1 pseudogene is annotated in these 255 nt (G+C 55.7%); it reads left to right on the top strand.

Annotated features, from left to right (window positions below):
* Nucleotides 1-255, top strand: a pseudogene (locus VSR82_RS40335) (IS3 family transposase); the annotation flags it as partial.

The following is a 255-nucleotide window of genomic DNA, read 5'->3' as shown; positions in this document are numbered from 1 at the left end:
CCATCCGACAGCTGGGTTACCCGACAAAGAATTCTCTGAAAGCCTGGCGTCGCGAATACGAACAGTGCAATGATCTACGGGCTGGCTATGTCCGTTCGAGGCCGCGGTACTCGGCTGAACAGAAGAAGGTTGCCGTCGATCATTATTTGAGCCATGACCGCTGTGCTGCCGCAACCTTGAGGGCTTTGGGCTATCCGAGTCGCGAGACGCTTGCAGCCTGGATCGAAGAACTGTGCCCTGGGATCAGAAAACGTA

It is taken from the genome of Burkholderia sp. JPY481, from assembly GCF_038900515.1.
Taxonomy (GTDB): Bacteria; Pseudomonadota; Gammaproteobacteria; order Burkholderiales; family Burkholderiaceae; genus Paraburkholderia; species Paraburkholderia youngii.
The sequence above is the reverse complement of the archived record's forward strand: the minus strand, read 5'-3'. Positions and strand labels throughout refer to the sequence as shown.